Source organism: Sphaerotilus sp. FB-3 (genome assembly GCF_023706025.1).
Classification (GTDB): Bacteria; Pseudomonadota; Gammaproteobacteria; order Burkholderiales; family Burkholderiaceae_C; genus Sphaerotilus; species Sphaerotilus sulfidivorans.
The window spans coordinates 1-12,829 of sequence record NZ_BQWE01000007.1; the positions used below are offsets into that span (position 1 = coordinate 1).

Here is a 12,829-nt window from a genome sequence, read left to right on the forward strand (position 1 = left end):
ATCGAATTGCTCGCGAGTCAGTTGCATTGCGACAGTCTCACGCCAGATTCGCAGTCTTGTCAATTTGCGTTAACAGAACCTAGGGCGCGGACGCACCCGACGGCCGGCCGATCAGTCGCACGTCCTCGCTGACCCGTGCGACGTCGTGCAGCGCCAGTCGCCAGGCCTGGTCCAGCGTCGCGGGCGGCCCGAAGGCGGCCAGCCCGCGGCCCTCGCCGAGCAGCACCGGCGCGACATAGGCCAGCAGCTCGTCGACCAGACCGGCGGCCAGCAGCGCGCCGTTGAGCCGCGCGCCGGCCTCGACATGCAGCTCGTTGATGCCGCGCCGTGCCAGCAGCGCCAGCACCGCAGCGAGGTCGGGGCGGCCGTCGGCGCCGGGTGCGACCGCCTCGATCTCGACGCCCTCGCGCCGCAGCGCCGCGACACGCGCCTCGTCCTCGAGGGCGGCGGGCCGGCACAGCAGCAGCGCGCGGCCTGGCGCATCGAGCAGGCGTGCGGTTGGCGGCGTGCGCAGCGTGCTGTCGAGCACCACCCGCAGCGGCAGCCGGCCCCAGGGATCGGTCGCCAGGCGGGTGTCCAGGCGGGGGTCGTCGTCGAGCACCGTGCCCACGCCGGTCAGGATCGCGCCTGAGCGCCGCCGCCAGGCATGGCCGTCGGCACGCGCGGCCGCGCCGGTGATCCACTGGCTGCGTCCGTCGGGCAAGGCGCTGCGGCCATCCAGACTGCCGGCAACCTTCATGCGCACCCAGGGCCGGCCGCGGAGCATGCGCGAGAAGAAGCCGATGTTGAGCTCGCGCGAGGCCTCGGCCATCAGGCCGTGGACCACCTCGATGCCGGCTGAGCGCAGCCGGCGCACGCCACGGCCGGCCACCAGCGGATTGGGGTCGAGCGCGGCGATCACCACCCGTGCCAGGCCGGCCTCGACCAGCGCGTCGGCGCATGGCGGCGTGCGGCCGTGGTGGCTGCAGGGCTCGAGCGTGACATGGGCGGTGGCGCCGCGCAGATCGTGGTCGGCGGCGCGGGCCTCGCGCAGCGCGACCACCTCGGCATGCGGGCCGCCGGCCTCGCGGGTGTGGCCGCGGCCGATGACCTGCCCGTCGGGCGCGGTCAGCACGCAGCCGACGCGCGGATTGGGTTCGGTCAGGCCGATGGCCTGGGCGGCCAGGTCCAGCGCCTCGGCCATCGCGATCTGGTCACGGGCACTGAACTGCGCCAGCGGGGCCGGGAGGAGGTCGTCCGGAGTGGGGTCGAGGGCATCCATGACGGGATTGTGCATCGCATCATTGCTGCGCGTGCAGGCACGACAGGCGCGCTCGGCTCAGGGCTGGTGCGCCACCGTGCTGTCGTCGAGCGGGTCCGGCCAGGGCCAGGGGCCGGTGTCGACCGGGCAGCGTGCGCTGCCGCGGACGACGAGAAAGTTCTGCCCGGCCAGCGGCAGCGTCACCGCGCTGTAGACGGCCGGATGCTCTGCCGCGTCGATGCGGCCGTTGCCGTCCCGGTCGGCGCTGTAGCGGCAGACCCGGAAGCGTCCGGACTGGCCGGCGGTGGCGCTGCCCTCGGCCAGCAGCCAGCCCAGGGGCACCAGATCGAGCCGGCCGGACCAGCGCGGCAGGCTGCCCGAGGCGGCCGCGACCGGCTGCACCAGGCAGTGGTAGGCGATCGCGCTGCGTGCCGTGCCGCCCGTGTCGTCCGTGCTGATGCCGTCCGGTCCGTCATGAACGCACTCCCAGGCGGGCGTGGGGTGGCCGGTGCTGCTCAGCGTGAGCCGCAGGTCCAGTGGCAGGATCGCGCTGTCCGGCTGCTCGGCCTGGGTTTCTCCCGGCATGTCGGTGCCGGTAGCGAAGCGCACATGGCCCGACAGCAGCAGCCCGGACACGGCCCGGCAATCGCCCAGGCTGCCGGCATCAAGCCGCTCCGGCGTGCCGGGCGGCGGAGCGGGCCGGTCGCAGCGCTGCGTCACCGTGGCGCTGCGGCTGTCGAAGACCCAGATCCGCGTCGAGTCCGGCCGCACGCGCCAGGCTTGGCGGCCATCGCCCAGGTCCTGGCTGCCCGGCGGCAGCCGGGCCGGGCTGGCGATGCCAGACGCGGCGCCGCTGCTGCGGCCAGTGCCACCGCTGCCACCGCTGGAGCGTGCCAGCAGCGTGGCCGCAGCCAGGTCGGCCTGGGGCTGCAGTCGCAGGCTGGCCAGCTCGAGCGTCTGCGGCTGGCCGTGGCGGTCGTGCCAGTCGATGCGGCTGCTCACCGATGCCAGTCGCTGCAGCGCACTTGCCTCGATGCGACGCTGCAGCCGCATCGGCGAGGCGCCGCCGTCGAGGACGGCTGGTGGCGCAGCGGCCGCGGATCCGGCCCGCAGTGTCTCCAGGTCGTCGGCGGCCAGGCGGACCGCCTCGGCCTGCTGGCGGCTCAGGTCGGCGCCCAGTCGCAGTCCGCCCTGCAGCCGCAGCAGCGACAGGCTGCCCAGGCCGAGCAGCAGCAGCGCGACCAGCACCTCGATCAGCGCCAGGCCGTGCGGGCGGATCCGGGGGATGTGCGTGCTCATCGGCGTGGCGGGTCGAACCAGCTGCCCGGCACCATCAGCAGCGCGCCGGGCAGCGGCATCAGCCGCTCGAGCAATGCGCGGTCATGGCGCAGGTCGACCGCGCCGTCGATGCGGGCCTCGCCCAGGCTGATCAGCGCGCCCTGCAGCCGACTGCGCCCGCCGCCGGTCGGCGCCACATCGACCCGGCCGCCGATCAGCAGGCCGTGCGCGGTGAACGGCCCGCTGGCGCTCAGCCGGCCGCTGACCGCCAGCAGCACCGGCTGCTGCGGCGAGCCCCAGTCGCGCCCGCCCAGGTCCAGATCGCCGTCGATCCACAGCCGTCGCTGTCCGGTGGCCAGCGCGGCGGCGGTCGCGGTGCTGCAGCCGCTGCCGCCACCGCAGGCGATGCGCGTCCAGCCCGGCGAGCTTGCCAGTGCCTCGGCCGGCAGGCCGGTCAGGCGCGGCCACAGCGCAGCCGCGCCCTCGGCCAGGCGCGGATCGCCGGCGCGGCGGCTGGCTTCGTCCGGCGTTCCGGGCGGACCGAGGCTGCGGGCTGGCGGCTCGACCTGGATGTCGCCGCCGGCCTGCAGCGCCGGGCCGGCCTGCGCCGGATCGCCCTGGAGGGCCAGCGCCGTGCCGGCCAGCCGCAGTCGCCCGACCGCGCTGACGGCGGCTTCAGGCGGCGATCCGGCACCGCCCGGCGGGGCCAGCAGCACCTGCAGGCGGTGCCGGGCGGCCGGCTCGGCGGCATCGGGGGCGCCGCAGTCGGGCGCGGCATGGCTGCAGCCGTCGATCGTGGCCCGCCACAGGCTGCGCGCGCTGTTCTCGGCCTCGAGCTGCACGCCGAAGGCTGGCGCGAGCCGGCCGTCTCCCGCCCCGGCCGGGCGACCTGCGCCCAGCGCGGGGCAGTGACAGTGCCAGCGGCCGGCGCTCAGACGGCAGGCCGGCCGCAGGCTGTCCGGGCCGGTGCGCAGCACCTCGGTCAGCCAGCGCTCGCGCAGCAGCGGGCGGGTGGCGGAGGAGGTCGCCGCCGGCTCGCAGTGTTCGTCCAGAGGCCTGCTCTCGTTCAGCGCCGCCTGCACCCAGGCCAGGCCGGCCTCGGCGGCCTCGCGGGCCTGGATCGCCTGGCGGTGGGCCTCGGCGGCGGCCTGCTGCGACAGCCTTGCCCGCTGCCCGCCGAGCACCGCCAGATGCGCGCACAGCAGCAGCACCATCACCAGCGCCAGCAGCCCCAGGCCGCGCTGCGGGCGCCGGCCGACATGATGCTCAGGCCGGGCAGACACCGCGCACCTCGTCATTGCGCAGACTGGTCCGACTCTCGAGCTGGTGGCGCCGGCTGGCATCCTGCCGGTCGCGGGCCTCGATGCGCAGTCGCACCTGGCGACGGATGCGCTCGGGCGGGCAGCCCGCCTGGCCGCCGCAGCCGCCCGCCGCCGCACCACACAGCGCCAGCAGCGAGTGGCGCTCTTCGATGAGATCGATGGCCAGTGCGGTCACCTGCACCAGCGCCGGATCGACCAGGGCCTGCCAGTGATCGCGTGCAGCCGGCTGCAGCGCGCTGCCCGACAGCCGCCACTCGAGCAGACCTTCGGCCGGCAGCCATTGCAGGCCGAAGCGCTCATGGTTGGCCACCTGCCCGTCCTCGGCGATGTCACGGCTGTAGGCATGGCCGAGCGCGCTCGCGCCGGCTTCGAGGCCGCGCTCCAGCCCGGCATAGGGATTGGGCGGCACCGCCTGTCCGTCCGCTGCGCGCAGCACCGCGGTGGCGGCATCGCCCCGGTAGCCGGCGCGACGCAGGTCGCGCACGATCAGGTCGGCGGCGGCGCGCAGTTCCTGCTCGATGCGGATCATGCGCTGCAGCCGGCGCTGCTCGTCGATCTGCGCCACCACCAGATGCAGTGCGGAGGCGCCCAGCGCCACCGCCAGCGCACAGGCCAGCATCAGCTCGATCAGCGCGACACCCCGGCATCGCATCGCTCAGGGCCTCCAGCAGTCGCGGTTTTCGGCGGCGGCGTTGCCCAGGCGCGGGTCCGGGCCGGAGCGCGGTCGCAGTTCGCCCTGCGACAGCTCGATCGCCATCCACAGGCAGGCGCTGTCGCCCTGCTGGGCGCCGATCGCCTGCGCGACCGCGCGGTAGCCGCTGGCCGGGTCGGGCCCGTCGGTCGCGATCGCGACGCGGTAGTGGCCTGCGGGGCTCAGGGCGGGCAGCGCCAGGCCGTCGGCCGCCAGCGTCTGCGCGAACTGCGCATGGCGGCTGCGCCAGTCCTGCTGGGCCAGCTCGATGCGTGCCAGCGCGGCGATGGCGTCGCCACGGCGGCCGCGCTGCAGCTGCTGCTGCCAGGACGGCAGCGCGATCGCGGCCAGAAGGGCCAGCAGGGTCAGCACCACGACCATCTCGATCAGCGTCAGTCCGCGGGCGGGTGCGGGCGGCCGGGGCTGCGCGCTCAGCATCGCGGCACGCCGGGCAGCGGCAAGGCGGGCGTGCACAGCCGGGTGCGGCCCAGGATGTTGACCACATGGCGCAGCACCGGCCCGCCGCGGCTGCCGGTCAGCTCGATCGTGCCGGTCGGGGTGATGGTGCCGTGACGGGGTTCGGCGCGCAGGCTGGCGACATTGGCGCGCAGCACCAGGCCCTGGCTGCGCGGCAGCAGCGTGGCGCGCAGCAGCTGGGTGCCGGCGCGGCATTCGACCTGGGGCTGATGGCGCGCATCGGCCTCGCAGCGGCAGTCGGCGGCATCGCCGTCATGGATCAGCCGGCAGCTGCCCTCGGGCAGGTCGTGCAGGCTCAGGCGCAGCAGCCGGTGTCGTGCGGTGGTGGCTTCGCGCAGCAGCTGCAGGTCAGCCAGCAGCGCGGCCGAGGCGGCCATCAGGCGGCGCCGGTGCAGCTGCTCGGCCAGCGAGGGCAGGGCCAGCGCGGCCAGCAGCCCGAGCAGGGCCAGCACCAGCAGCAGCTCGGGCAGCGTCAGGCCCGGGGCGGGGCGAGATGTCATGCGGACCTCCCTGAGAAGGAAGGCCCAGTCTGCGTGCGAGGGACCGCATGCGACGATCCCGCCGTGGGGGGATGGCGGCGGTCGGGATGAGCGGCGCCGCACGCCGCGGAGCGATCAGATCTCGCGGATCAGCTGGCTGAACGCGTCGACATCCTCGAACTGGCGGTAGACCGAGGCGTAGCGCACATAGGCGACCTTGTCGAGGCGCTTGAGTTCGCGCATCACCAGCTCGCCGATCTGCGAGGTGCCGACCTCGCTCTCGCCGCTGGTGAACAGGGTGTTCTCGATGCGGGCGATCGCCGCGTCGAGCAGGTCGACGCTGACATTGCGCTTGCGCAGCGCCAGCATCATCGACGCGCGCAGCTTGGCGCGGTCGAACTCGCTGCGTGCCCCGTTCTTCTTCACTACCGCCGGCATCGCCAGCTCGGCGCGCTCGTAGGTGGTGAAGCGCTTGTCGCAGCCGCTGCAGCGCCGTCGCCGGCGCATCGCGTCACCCTCGTCGGACGCGCGGGTCTCGACGACGGTGGTTTCCTGGTGACCGCAGTAGGGGCAGCGCATCGGGAGGGCGTCGCCGCCCGGCCTCAGCCGCGGTAGACCGGGAAGTCGCGGGTCAGCTGCGCGACCTGCGCCTTGACGCGCTCGATCACCGCCTCGTCGTTCGGTGCGTCCAGCACGTCGGCGATCAGGTTGGCGACCAGACGCGACTGCTCTTCCTTGAAGCCTCGGCTGGTGAAGGCCGGGCTGCCCAGACGGATGCCGCTGGTGACGAAGGGCTTCTGCGGGTCGTTCGGGATGCCGTTCTTGTTGCAGGTCATGTGGGCACGGCCCAGCAGCGCCTCGGCTTCCTTGCCGGTCAGGCCCTTCGGGCGCAGGTCGACCAGCATGACATGGCTCTCGGTGCGGCCGCTGACGATGCGCAGGCCGCGCGCGGTCAGCGTCTCGGCCAGCGCAGCGGCGTTCTTGACCACCTGTTCCTGGTAGGCCTTGAACTCGGGGCTCAGCGCTTCCTTGAAGGCCACCGCCTTGCCGGCGATGACATGCATCAGCGGGCCGCCCTGGATGCCGGGGAAGATCGCCGAGTTGATCTTCTTGGCGACTTCCTCTCCGCGCATCAGGATCAGGCCGCCGCGCGGGCCGCGCAGGGTCTTGTGCGTGGTGGTGGTGACCACGTCGGCGTGCGGCACCGGGTTCGGGTAGACGCCCGCGGCGATCAGGCCGGCGTAGTGGGCCATGTCGACCATGAAGTAGGCGCCGACCGCCTTGGCGACCCGGGCGAAGCGCTCGAAGTCGATGCGAAGCGCAAACGCCGAGGCGCCCGCGATGATGAGCTTGGGGCGGTGCTCGTGGGCCAGACGCTCCATCGCGTCGTAGTCGATGTCTTCCTGGGCGTTCAGGCCGTAGGAGACGACCTTGAACCACTTGCCCGACATGTTCAGCGGCATGCCGTGGGTCAGGTGGCCGCCTTCGGCCAGGCTCAGGCCCATGATGGTGTCGCCGGGCTGCAGCAGGCCGAAGAACACCGCCTGGTTGGCCTGCGAGCCGGAGTTCGGCTGCACGTTGGCAAATTCAGCGCCGAAGAGCTGCTTGGCGCGGTCGATGGCGAGCTGCTCGACCACGTCGACATGCTCGCAGCCGCCGTAGTAGCGCTTGCCCGGATAGCCTTCGGCGTACTTGTTGGTGAGCTGGCTGCCCTGCGCGGCCATGACGGCCGGCGAGGTGTAGTTCTCGCTGGCGATCAGCTCGATGTGCTCTTCCTGGCGGAGCACTTCGGCTTCGATCGCGGCGTTGATTTCGGGGTCGATGGCGGCCAGCGAGTGAATGGCGCGGTCAAACATGATGCGGCAGTCCTGTCGGGAGATTCTGGACCCGTTCCGGCCCGCTTCGGAGGTCGGATCGGGCTGCCCAGGCGCACGGCAAGAAACCGCCGCAAGCCGATGCGCCTGCGGCGACCACGCTCCCCGGTGGTTGCCCACCTCGGCCCGATGCGGACCTTGAACGCCAGTTGCGTGGTCGGGCGAGTTTACAGGAAGACGGCCTCAGGCTGGCGCCTGGGGCGGCCGCCCACTCAGTAGCCCAGCGCGGCGAGGCGGGGGGTCGTGCCGGTGGCTGCGGCCGAAGGCGAGCCGCCCGGCTGCACACCGGGCTGCACCGGGGTCATCGGCGCACCGTTGCTGCCTGCGGCCTCGGGCGGCGCCACCGGCGGCACTGGCAGTCGCGCGGTGGTGGGCACCGAGCGGCCGCGCAGCAGCTGCTGCATGAATTCCTGCTCGGCCATGACCTTGAAGGCGTAGCCGCCGTCGCTGGCCAGGTTGGCGGCGCCGACGTAGTGGCGCAGGCCGCCCTCGACCGAGCCGGCCTTGGCGATGCAGTCCTTCAGCACCTGCACGCCCACGCGCAGATTGGTCAGCGGATCGAAGGCGGCATGGTTGCCGCCGAAGGCGACGTACTTGTCGTCATGCACCCGGGTCATCACCTGCATCAGACCCTGGGCACCGACCGAGCTCTGCGCAAAAGGATTGAACGAGGATTCGATCGCCACGATGGCCAGGATCAGCGTCGGCTCCAGGCCGACCCGCTGGCCCAGCGACCAGGCTTCCTGGACCAGCCGGCCGACCGGCTCCGGCGCGACCCTGTAGCGGCGCGACAGCCACTGCGCGACCACCGCCTGCTGGCGGTTGAGTTCGCTCGGATCGATCGCGGTGGCACGGTCGACCGCCGAGATGTCGCCCGGGCCGAGCAGGCTGGCGGTGTCGAGCGTCTCGGACGGATCCGCGGAGCGGGCTTCCTGGCGCGAGACCAGCCAGTCCAGCGCACGTTCCTCGAGCAGGCCGCGCACATCGGCCCGGCCGCCGATCACGAAGGCCGCGGCCAGCACCGCCAGACCGATGACGGCCAGGCTGCTGTGGCTGACGACCATCAGTCCGTTGCCCAGATCGCTGACGAACACCCGTGCCGAATTCAGGGCGCCCGCGCGAACGCGTGCCCAAGAGCGGGATGCACTCATGCAACTCCTTCCCATTTCTGCAGGCGCCGTGTGGCCATGGGCTGGCGCCTTGATAATCCGTCGACGGTCCCGCGTTCCAGGGCCCGCAGTCGCGCGGTGCCTTCCTGTCGCCAGTCGCTCTTGCGGCGACCTTCTCCCCTGACCTGACGGTGCGATTGTCCGGGGCAGCTGCGCGTTGCGCGGCAGGCCACAAGCCCCTTCGTCAATGAACGGCTGGATTCTAGAAGTCGCCAAAATAACCGGTCAACAATAAAAGACTCATTCTTCATAACCGTAGATCATGAAATACCGTGACCTGAGAGACTTCCTCGCCGCCCTGAAAGCCCGGGGACAGCTGCTGGAAGTGAAAGAGCCCGTCTCGACCGATCTGGAAATGACCTGGCTCTCGGATCGCACCTTGCGCGCTGGCGGTCCGGCGCTGCTGTTCACCAATCCGGTGCGTGGTGCACAAAAATTCACGACACCTGCAGTTACCAATCTGTTCGGCACGCCGGAGCGTGTCGCCTTCGGCATGGGGGCCGACAGCGTGGCTGCGCTGCGCGACATCGGCGAGTTGCTGGCGCGTCTGAAGGAGCCCGAGCCCCCGAAGGGGCTCCAGGATGCCGGCCAGCTGTGGCAGATGGCACGAACCCTGTGGGACATGAAGCCGGCGGTGGTGCGCCGGCCCGCCTGCCAGGAGCAGGTGATCGAGGGGCCGGAGGTCGATCTGGGCCGGCTGCCGGTGCAGCACTGCTGGCCCGGCGACGTGGCACCGCTGATCACCTGGGGCCTCGTGGTGACCCGCGGTCCGCAGTCGGTGCCCCGGCCGCGCCGGCGCCAGAACCTGGGCATCTACCGCCAGCAGGTGATCGGGCGGCGTCAGGTCATCATGCGCTGGCTCGCTCACCGCGGCGGAGCGTTGGATTTCCGCGAATTCGTTCACGCAAATCGTGGAAAGCCCTTTCCGATCGTGGTGGCTTTGGGGGCGGATCCGGCCACGATCCTCGGCGCGGTGACCCCGGTACCTGACAGTCTCTCGGAATACCAGTTCGCCGGCCTGCTGCGTGGCGGGCGCACCGAACTGGCCGACAGCCAGGTGGGCGAGGGCGGCCTGATGCTGCAGGTGCCGGCCAGCGCCGAGATCGTGCTGGAGGGCCACATCCCGCCGGCCGAGCCCGGCTTCGAGGGCGTCAGCGAGCACGGCGTGCCGCTGAAGGAGAAGGACGGCTACCTGCACGCGCTGGAGGGGCCGTACGGCGACCACACCGGCTACTACAACGAGCAGGACTGGTTTCCGGTGTTCGAGATCACGCGCATGACGATGCGGCGTGACCCGATCTACCACTCGACCTACACCGGCAAGCCGCCCGACGAGCCGGCGGTGCTGGGGGTGGCGCTCAACGAGGTCTTCGTGCCGATCCTGAAGAAGCAGTTCCCGGAGATCGTCGACTTCTACCTGCCGCCGGAGGGCTGCAGCTACCGCATGGCGGTCATCAGCATGAGGAAGGCCTATCCGGGCCACGCCAAGCGGCTGATGTTCGGCCTGTGGAGCTTCCTGCGCCAGTTCATGTACACCAAGTTCATCGTGGTGGTGGACGACGACGTGGACATCCGCAGCTGGCAGGAGGTGATCTGGGCGATCACCACCCGCATGGACCCGGTGCGCGACACCACGCTGGTCGAGCACACCCCGATCGACTATCTGGATTTCGCCTCGCCGGTGTCGGGCCTGGGCGGCAAGATGGGGCTGGACGCGACCAACAAGTGGCCCGGCGAGACCGACCGCGAGTGGGGCCGCACGATCGAGATGGATCGCGCGGTGACCGCACGCATGGATGCGCTCTGGGGCCGGCTGGTCGCGCCGACGATCGGCCAGTCGGCGGGCCCGCGGGGCTAGTTCCGGGTGATCAGCCCGAGCAGCTCGTGCAGCGCGTCATGGGTGAGCCGGTAGCCGTGCGCGCTGGGCATCCATTCGAGCAGGCCGGATTCGTCCGGGGTGATGAAGGCCACCGGGGCCGGCACGATCACCAGGCGGGTGCCGGCGGCATCGCGAAAGGCGCGCAGCGCCCGGGGCATGTGCACGGCATGGGTCACCAGGATGATGCGTCGCACGCCGTCGGCCTCGAGCATCGGCACCAGCTGCCGGGCGTTCTGGCGGGTGTCGCGCGAGCGTGACTCGGTCCAGCGCAGCCGGCTGCCGTAGTCGTCCATCAGGATGCGCGCGGCGGTCTCGGCCTCGGTGACCTCGCCGGACTGGCCCCAGCCGACGCCGCCGCTGTAGGCCAGCGGCTGGCCGGTGCGCCGCGCCAGCCACACGCCATAGTGCAGCCGCACCATCGCCTGCTGCGTCAGCATCGAGCTGCCGTATTCCGGCGAGAGCCGATGGCGGCCGGCGCCCAGCACCACGATGGCGCTCGGAGGGGTCTTCGGGCTGCGCATCAGGGCACGCACTTCGGGCGGGCTGAGTGCCGGCGGTGGGCGCAGCACCTGATCCTGCAGCCAGAGGGCGGTGCCGCTGGAGCACATCAGCCACAGCCCGAGCAGGGCCGTGCCGATCATCAGCCGCCCGGCCCAGCGCCGCCAGTCCGGGCGGCGCTGCAGCCACAGGCCGGCCGGAATCATCAGCAGCAGGCTGGCCGGGGGTTGCAGCAGCGCGGAGAGGGTCGGTTTCCAGGAGGGATCGAGCACGGAGGTGACGTGGGAGTGATGCAGGTCTGGTAACGCTGCGATTCTCCAAGCTCAGCCCCGCTTCAGGATCCGGCAATCAACAATTCACAACAAGCTCGACGCCAACTATTCACTGCGATCCGCTGCGCTGTCGGTGGCAAGGCGCACCGCGGACCAGGTGGTTTCAGGGCGCCAGACGCTGGCGCTGCCAGCGGCCGTCGGGCTCGCGCTGGTAGACCAGCCGGTCGTGCAGGCGCGACTTGCGGCCCTGCCAGAACTCCCAGCGGTCGGGATCCAGCCGGAAGCCGCCCCAGTGAGGCGGCCGCGGCGGGTTCAGGCCATGCTGCGCCGCGGCCTTGGCCGCATTGCTCACCAGCACCGCGCGCGAGGTGATCGGCTGACTCTGCGGCGAGGCCCAGGCGCCCAGGCGCGAATCGAGCGGCCGCGAGGCGTAGTAGGCGTCCGACTCGGCCTCGGCGACCCGCTCGACCCGGCCCTCGATGCGCACCACCCGCTCCATCTCGACCCAGTGGAACTGCAGCGCCGCCCAGGGGTGGCCGGCGAGTTCGCGGCCCTTGCGGCTGTCGTAGTTGGTGTACCAGACCAGACCGCGGGCGTCGTAGTCCTTGATCAGCACGATGCGGGTCGACGGCCGTCCCTCCGGTCCGACGGTGGCCAGCGTCATCGCGTTGGGTTCGGGCACGCCGGCGTCGAGCGCCGCCTGAAACCACTGTTCGAACTGCTGCAGCGGCTCCGATCCGGCCTGGGCCTCGTCGAGTTCGCCGCTTTCGTAACTCTTGCGCAGATGGGCGATGTCCTTCATGGCGCCAGTATGCGCCAACCTGGAGCGTCGCCGCGGTCGCGGCCCGGGCGGCTAGTGATCCTCCTTAAGTGAAGGCACCACTTCCTGTGGCAGCGCTTGTCGGGTCCGATAGCGGTCATGATCGCAGTGCAGCATTTTCGACGCGGCCGTGGGGGCCGGCCATGAGTCCGGCACGCACGCTGCCCACGGTGGTGGTGCTGGCGGCCGGGGCCGGCCGGCGCTTTGCCGGCACGACGCCGAAGCTGGCCAGTCCGCTGGGCCGTGCCAGCGTGCTGGCGCACACGCTGGAAGCGGTGCTGGGCTCGGGGCTGCCACTGGTGGTGGTGACGGTGGCGCCGCTGGTCGGGCTGGTGCGCGAGGTGGTGGCCTCGCGCGACATCGTGCTGCTGCCGCCGGTCGGCTCGGCCAGCCGCGAGCCGCTGGGCGCGGGCTATTCGATCGCCGCCGGCGTGACCGCCCGGGCCCAGGCCTGCGGCTGGCTGGTGCTGCCCGGCGACATGCCGCGCGTGCGCCCCCAGACGCTGCAGCTGATGGCCCGTGCGGTCGGGCAGGGCGCGGCGCCGATCGCCTGCGCGCAGCACCTGGGCCGTGCCGGCCATCCCATCGGTCTGGCCGCCGAGATGTACAACGAGCTGTCGCGCCTGAGCGGCGACCAGGGGCTGCGCCGGCTGCTGGCCCGCTATCCCTCATTCCCGGTCGAGACGGGCGACCCCGGCGTGCTGATCGACATCGACACCCGCGAGGATCTCGAGCGGCTGATCGCGGCCGAGCCGGCGTTCTCGGTCCGTCAGCCCGTGCCGCTCCGCCAGACCGACCAGGCGTGACACCTCGGCATCGCGAATGCCGAG

13 protein-coding genes and 1 riboswitch are annotated in these 12,829 nt (G+C 72.0%); of the genes, 2 read left to right on the forward strand and 11 right to left on the reverse strand.

The features are described from left to right. Positions 1–79: 79 nt before the first annotated feature. From ribD to NFT33_RS02975, 9 genes are all read right to left on the reverse strand, one after another. A complete protein-coding gene (gene ribD, locus NFT33_RS02935) occupies positions 80–1,261 on the reverse strand; it encodes a bifunctional diaminohydroxyphosphoribosylaminopyrimidine deaminase/5-amino-6-(5-phosphoribosylamino)uracil reductase RibD (protein ID WP_376744117.1) in 1,182 nt (393 codons plus the stop codon). 57 nt (positions 1,262–1,318) lie between these two features. Further along, positions 1,319–2,539 (reverse strand): hypothetical protein, encoded by a 1,221-nt coding sequence (locus tag NFT33_RS02940; protein WP_251673061.1) that lies wholly within the window; start codon positions 2,537–2,539, stop codon positions 1,319–1,321. Further along, positions 2,536–3,801 carry a hypothetical protein gene (locus tag NFT33_RS02945; protein ID WP_251673063.1) on the reverse strand — a complete coding sequence of 422 codons (1,266 nt, stop codon included), beginning with the start codon at positions 3,799–3,801 and terminating at the stop codon, positions 2,536–2,538. The genes NFT33_RS02940 and NFT33_RS02945 overlap by 4 nt, the downstream gene beginning before the upstream one ends. Next, positions 3,785–4,492 (reverse strand): hypothetical protein, encoded by a 708-nt coding sequence (locus NFT33_RS02950; protein WP_251673064.1) that lies wholly within the window; start codon positions 4,490–4,492, stop codon positions 3,785–3,787. The genes NFT33_RS02945 and NFT33_RS02950 overlap by 17 nt, the downstream gene beginning before the upstream one ends. A gap of 3 nt (positions 4,493–4,495) precedes the next feature. Continuing rightward, complete coding sequence (locus NFT33_RS02955) at positions 4,496–4,969, reverse strand: type IV pilin protein (protein ID WP_251673066.1); 474 nt, start codon at positions 4,967–4,969, stop codon at positions 4,496–4,498. After that, on the reverse strand, positions 4,963–5,508 hold the full coding sequence (locus NFT33_RS02960) for a prepilin-type N-terminal cleavage/methylation domain-containing protein (RefSeq protein WP_220785233.1): 546 nt from the start codon (positions 5,506–5,508) through the stop codon (positions 4,963–4,965). Before NFT33_RS02960 ends, NFT33_RS02955 begins: the two co-directional genes overlap by 7 nt. Before the next feature lie 114 nt (positions 5,509–5,622). Further along, the gene (nrdR, locus tag NFT33_RS02965; RefSeq protein WP_037481268.1) at positions 5,623–6,066 is read right to left on the reverse strand and encodes a transcriptional regulator NrdR; all 444 of its coding nucleotides are present in this window, start codon (positions 6,064–6,066) and stop codon (positions 5,623–5,625) included. Positions 6,067–6,089: 23 nt separating this feature from the next. Then, positions 6,090–7,343: a serine hydroxymethyltransferase gene (gene glyA, locus NFT33_RS02970; RefSeq protein ID WP_149503185.1), complete on the reverse strand. Its 1,254-nt coding sequence runs from the start codon at positions 7,341–7,343 to the stop codon at positions 6,090–6,092. A 58-nt stretch (positions 7,344–7,401) separates the two neighbouring features. After that, positions 7,402–7,524, reverse strand: a riboswitch (ZMP/ZTP riboswitch). Positions 7,525–7,573: 49 nt separating this feature from the next. Continuing rightward, the gene (locus NFT33_RS02975) at positions 7,574–8,512 is read right to left on the reverse strand and encodes a lytic transglycosylase domain-containing protein (protein WP_251673068.1); all 939 of its coding nucleotides are present in this window, start codon (positions 8,510–8,512) and stop codon (positions 7,574–7,576) included. 280 nt (positions 8,513–8,792) lie between these two features. On the opposite strand from NFT33_RS02975, the gene NFT33_RS02980 reads away from it, so the two are divergent. Further along, positions 8,793–10,388, forward strand: coding sequence for a UbiD family decarboxylase domain-containing protein (locus NFT33_RS02980; protein WP_251673070.1), 1,596 nt, complete (start codon positions 8,793–8,795; stop codon positions 10,386–10,388). Here NFT33_RS02980 and NFT33_RS02985 read toward each other — a convergent pair. Next, entirely contained in the window at positions 10,385–11,179 is a 795-nt protein-coding gene (locus NFT33_RS02985) for a YdcF family protein (RefSeq protein ID WP_251673072.1), read from the reverse strand. The genes NFT33_RS02980 and NFT33_RS02985 overlap by 4 nt on opposite strands. 163 nt (positions 11,180–11,342) lie before the next feature. Next, positions 11,343–11,981 carry a pyridoxamine 5'-phosphate oxidase gene (gene pdxH / locus NFT33_RS02990; RefSeq protein ID WP_251673074.1) on the reverse strand — a complete coding sequence of 213 codons (639 nt, stop codon included), beginning with the start codon at positions 11,979–11,981 and terminating at the stop codon, positions 11,343–11,345. A 161-nt stretch (positions 11,982–12,142) separates the two neighbouring features. On the opposite strand from pdxH, the gene NFT33_RS02995 reads away from it, so the two are divergent. Then, positions 12,143–12,805 (forward strand): nucleotidyltransferase family protein, encoded by a 663-nt coding sequence (locus NFT33_RS02995; RefSeq protein WP_251673075.1) that lies wholly within the window; start codon positions 12,143–12,145, stop codon positions 12,803–12,805. Positions 12,806–12,829 lie beyond the last annotated feature (24 nt).

What these genes read in the sequence shown, in the direction of transcription:
- pdxH (WP_251673074.1), bottom strand. Translation starts at nt 11,981, where the DNA reads ATGAAGGACATCGCCCATCTGCGCAAGAGTTACGAAAGCGGCGAACTC.
- NFT33_RS02975 (WP_251673068.1), bottom strand. Translation starts at nt 8,512, where the DNA reads ATGAGTGCATCCCGCTCTTGGGCACGCGTTCGCGCGGGCGCCCTGAAT.
- NFT33_RS02955 (WP_251673066.1), bottom strand. Translation starts at nt 4,969, where the DNA reads ATGCTGAGCGCGCAGCCCCGGCCGCCCGCACCCGCCCGCGGACTGACG.
- ribD (WP_376744117.1), bottom strand. Translation starts at nt 1,261, where the DNA reads ATGGATGCCCTCGACCCCACTCCGGACGACCTCCTCCCGGCCCCGCTG.
- NFT33_RS02940 (WP_251673061.1), bottom strand. Translation starts at nt 2,539, where the DNA reads ATGAGCACGCACATCCCCCGGATCCGCCCGCACGGCCTGGCGCTGATC.
- NFT33_RS02950 (WP_251673064.1), bottom strand. Translation starts at nt 4,492, where the DNA reads ATGCGATGCCGGGGTGTCGCGCTGATCGAGCTGATGCTGGCCTGTGCG.
- nrdR (WP_037481268.1), bottom strand. Translation starts at nt 6,066, where the DNA reads ATGCGCTGCCCCTACTGCGGTCACCAGGAAACCACCGTCGTCGAGACC.
- NFT33_RS02980 (WP_251673070.1), top strand. Translation starts at nt 8,793, where the DNA reads ATGAAATACCGTGACCTGAGAGACTTCCTCGCCGCCCTGAAAGCCCGG.
- NFT33_RS02995 (WP_251673075.1), top strand. Translation starts at nt 12,143, where the DNA reads ATGAGTCCGGCACGCACGCTGCCCACGGTGGTGGTGCTGGCGGCCGGG.
- NFT33_RS02960 (WP_220785233.1), bottom strand. Translation starts at nt 5,508, where the DNA reads ATGACATCTCGCCCCGCCCCGGGCCTGACGCTGCCCGAGCTGCTGCTG.
- glyA (WP_149503185.1), bottom strand. Translation starts at nt 7,343, where the DNA reads ATGTTTGACCGCGCCATTCACTCGCTGGCCGCCATCGACCCCGAAATC.